Source organism: Nonomuraea maheshkhaliensis (assembly GCF_039529435.1).
Taxonomy (GTDB): Bacteria; Actinomycetota; Actinomycetes; order Streptosporangiales; family Streptosporangiaceae; genus Nonomuraea; species Nonomuraea maheshkhaliensis.
Genome location: NZ_BAAAMU010000271.1, coordinates 1 through 3,703 on the forward strand (window position 1 = coordinate 1; position 3,703 = coordinate 3,703).

A 3,703-nucleotide genomic window follows, 5' to 3' on the forward strand; every position below is an offset into this window, starting at 1 on the left:
CCGTGGTCGGCTCGTCGGCGATCAGCAGCTTCGGCTCGCAGGCGATGGCGGCGGCCTCTTCGGCGGTTCAGGCGGTTCAGGCGGGTCCGGCGGGTCGGGCGGCGGCGGGCTGTTCGGCGGCGGGTCGCGCAACGGCTCGCGGTCGGGCAACGGCTCCCGCTCAGGCGGCGGGACGTCGCCGGGGCCCCGGATCTTCGGCTCGGGCGAGTCGTCGTCGCGCTCCTCCGAGGCGCCCCCGCTCTGGCTGCGCAGCAGCGGCAACGGCGGCGGCTCCGGAGGCGACAGCCCCGACGTGCCCTTCTGGCTCAAGCCGAACAACCCCGACAAGGACTAGAACATGGTGCAGGCAGGTGACAGGCGGGGGGTGGCCTTCGCCGCCATCGTCGTGGTCATCGCGGCGGTCGGCATCTACCTGACGATGTGGCCCGACTCCTCCGAGGAGCCCCCGGCCCGGCCGGAGGCGGCCAGGGCCACCAGCTCCGCCGTGGCGTCCAGCACGCCGCTGGCCACCGCGAGCGCCGCGCCGTTCGACGTGTACGCGTACCTGCCGATGAAGAAGGAGCAACTGGCGGCGGCGGCCGACCTGGCCACCCGGTTCACCGCCGCCTACGGCACCTTCCGCTTCGACGAGGACCCCGCGGCCTACGCGGGCCGGCTCAAGGCGTACACCACGGCCGAGCTCGGCGACACCCTGACCAGGACGATGACCTCGGCCGGCACCGTCGAGGCGAACAAGAACGACCAGATCGTCTCCACGGCCACGGCCGCGCTCAAGGAGATCAGGCAGGTCGACAAGAGCTCCATCGTCTTCGTGGTCACCGCGAACAGGCAGGTCACAGCCACCAGCGGCAACAAGCTGGTCAGCGAGGAGTTCGCGGTGACGGTGAGCCAGTCGGGAGCCGACTGGCGGGTCTATGACATCCTGCCCGCCGCCGACGGCCAGGACGGAGATCCCCCCTGGTGAAACTCTCCAAGACCCGGCTGGCCCTGATCATCGGCCTGGCCGGCATGCTGCTCCTGGTGGCGGTCATCGTCTCACCGCTGCTGCTGATGTCGATGCCGTCGTTCCTGAGCGACAGCGCCTCCGTCGACTGCGACGACACGGCGCAGGTGGAGGAGGCCTCCGACTCCGCCTCGTCCGACATCCCGGCCGAGTACCTGGAGCTGTACAAGGACTACGGCAAGCGGATCGGCGTCCAGTGGAACATCCTGGCCGCCGTGGGCAAACGAGAGACCGACCACGGCCGCTCCTCCCTGCCCGGCGTCAAGAGCGGCACCAACTCCGCCGGCGCGGCCGGGCCGATGCAGTTCCTCATCTCGACGTGGGGCGGCAAGGCCAGGGTCGCGATGTCGTCGACGTTCAACGGCTACGCCTCCGACGGCGACGGTGACGGCGTCGGCGACGTCTACAACCCCGCCGACGCCATCCTCGGCGCGGCCAAGATGCTCAAGCGCAACGGCGCCCCCGAGAACGTGCGGCGGGCGCTGTTCGTCTACAACCGGGCCTGGTGGTACGTCGACCAGGTCGAGGAGATCGCCAGGAAGTACGCCAAGTCCGGCGCGGTCAAGGTGCCGCCGCAGGCGTCGGAGGAGTGCGACGAGCCGCTGGTCGAGGCCGCGCCCAGCGACATCGTGGCCAAGATCCTGCAGTACGCGCTGGCGCAGCGCGGCAAGCCGTACCTGTGGGGCGGCACCGGGCCCGACTCCTTCGACTGCTCGGGGGTCATCTACGCGGCCTACAAGGCGGCCGGGCTGACGATCCCGCGCACCACGTTCGGGCAGTGGCCGTTCGGCGTGAAGGTGTTAGAAGGCGAGGAAGAACCCGGCGACCTCGTGTTCTTCAACGCCGGCCCCGGCACGTCCGCGAACAACCCCGGCCACGTGGGGCTCGTCGTGTCGAAGGGCAAGATGCTGGAGGCGCGGTGCCGGTTGTGCGGCCCCATCAAGGTCACGAGCTACCAGGCGCGCGACACCCGCGTGGGCTTCACCCGCCCGCTGCAGAACCCCGCGGTGCAGGAACAGCTGAAGAAGCTGCAGAATCGCACCCTATGAGGATCTTTCTGTTGCGGACGCCGTCCGCATGAGCGTGATCGTGGTCGTGGCCGCGGTGATCGTCGGGCCCGGCGGCCGGGTGCTGGCCGCGCAGCGCGCCGAGCCCGCCGCGCTGGCCGGCGGCTGGGAGTTCCCCGGCGGGAAGGTGGACCCCGGCGAGAGCGAGGAGGTCGCGCTCGTCAGGGAGTGCAGGGAGGAACTCGGCGTCGAGGTCGCCGTGGGCGCGCGCGTGGGCGGCGACTGGCCCTTGGCGGAGGGGTACATCATGCGCGTCTGGCTCTGCTCGCTGACCTCGGGGACGCCGGAGGCCAGGGAACACCTGGCGCTGCGCTGGCTCGGGCCGGGGGAGTACTACGAGGTCGAATGGCTGGGCGCGGACCTGCCGATCATGAAGACGGTGGAGAGTCTCCTCCCGCGTGATTAGGACATCCCTCTCTGTGACAGAATGATTACTAGGAGTTATTTTGTGTCACAGTGGGGAGATGGGGCGCGATGCGGCGTGGATGGGGCGTCGCCGGGGTGCTGACGCTGGTGGCGGTGCCCTCTGTGCCTGTGGCGGCGACCGGGGTGTCGCTGGTGCTGGAGCGGGTGCACGAAGGCGGCGAGGTCGGCAGGCAGGTCAGGACCGGGGACGTGCAGCGTTTCAGGGTCCGGCTCAACGGCATGGCCAGGGGGGCCAGGGTGGCGGTCGCGGCCAGCCCGGCGACGGCCCTGACCGAGGTCTCGTGCCCGCCCCTGCTGGACCCGCGTCCTACGGCGGGTGCCGAAAGCCTCGGCGCCGCGACCCCGGCCGGTCTCGTCGGCCAGGCTGTGGCCGGGCCCGCCGGAACGGCTGCTCCTGGGCTCATCGGACAGGGCCCGGCCGTGCCTGGGCTCATTGGGCAGGGCTCGGCTTCGGCCGGGCTCGCCGGGCAGGGCTCGGCTTCGGCCGAGGTGGTGGGCGGCGGTGAACGGGGCGGAGCGGCTGGGCGGTTGGCCAGGCGGGCGTTGCGGGTCGTGGGCGATCCGGCGGTGCCGGGGGTCGTTCCGCAGGGGGCGGGGGTGTGCCGGTTGGGGAAGGTCGCCGGTGAGCGGGCCGTGGACGTCACGGTCAAGGCGCCCGCCGGTGCGTGGGAGGTGGTGCTCGCCGCGGTGGCCAGGTTGCGGGGGAACGGCGACGGGCCGACGATCTTGAGCAGGAGCGCCGCCGTACAGGTCGGGGGGACTCGCATCACGGGGGAGCGGGCGACGTTCAGCGGCCAGGCCCACCGCCTCCCGCCGCCCAAGCGCGACGGCCTCGACCAGCGGGCCGGCACGAGCCCGCTTGCCTCGCCGACCCCGACCCGGCCCCCGGCTGTGGCAGGCGCCGCCCCGGCCGTCAGCGCGTCCCCCATCACGGGAACGAGACCGAGCTCAGGAGCCACGCCGAGCGCACGAGCGACGGCAAGGGCGGAGGGCGCGGGAAGCGCGGCGAGGGCCGACCGGACGGCGAGGGCCGACCGGACGGCGAGGGGCGGCCGGACGGCGAGGGCCGGTAGGGCGGCTGGTGCGACTCCTGCGGCGGGTGCAAGCGGCCCCGCGGTCGGCGCGGGTTCCGCGGCGGGCGCGACCCCTCCCGCGAGCGGCGTGCTCGCGGGGTGCCCGGCCCCGGCGGCGGGGGGGGGGGGGGGGC

3 protein-coding genes and 2 pseudogenes are annotated in these 3,703 nt (G+C 72.9%); all 5 read left to right on the forward strand.

The window, feature by feature from the left end:
- A pseudogene (locus ABFX54_RS56180) lies at positions 1 to 334 on the forward strand (hypothetical protein); the annotation flags it as partial.
- Between the two features lie 3 nt (positions 335 to 337).
- Entirely contained in the window at positions 338 to 964 is a 627-nt protein-coding gene (locus ABFX54_RS56185) for a hypothetical protein (protein WP_346115537.1), read from the forward strand.
- Positions 961 to 2,052 (forward strand): C40 family peptidase, encoded by a 1,092-nt coding sequence (locus ABFX54_RS56190; protein WP_346115538.1) that lies wholly within the window; start codon positions 961 to 963, stop codon positions 2,050 to 2,052. Before ABFX54_RS56185 ends, ABFX54_RS56190 begins: the two co-directional genes overlap by 4 nt.
- 28 nt (positions 2,053 to 2,080) lie before the next feature.
- Positions 2,081 to 2,476, forward strand: a complete 396-nt coding sequence (locus ABFX54_RS56195) for a (deoxy)nucleoside triphosphate pyrophosphohydrolase (RefSeq protein ID WP_346115539.1) — start codon at positions 2,081 to 2,083, stop codon at positions 2,474 to 2,476.
- A gap of 68 nt (positions 2,477 to 2,544) precedes the next feature.
- Positions 2,545 to 3,703: pseudogene (locus tag ABFX54_RS56200) on the forward strand (hypothetical protein); the annotation flags it as partial.

Coding starts and splice junctions, on each gene's coding strand:
- ABFX54_RS56185 (WP_346115537.1), top strand. CDS start 338: ATGGTGCAGGCAGGTGACAGGCGGGGGGTGGCCTTCGCCGCCATCGTC.
- ABFX54_RS56195 (WP_346115539.1), top strand. CDS start 2,081: ATGAGCGTGATCGTGGTCGTGGCCGCGGTGATCGTCGGGCCCGGCGGC.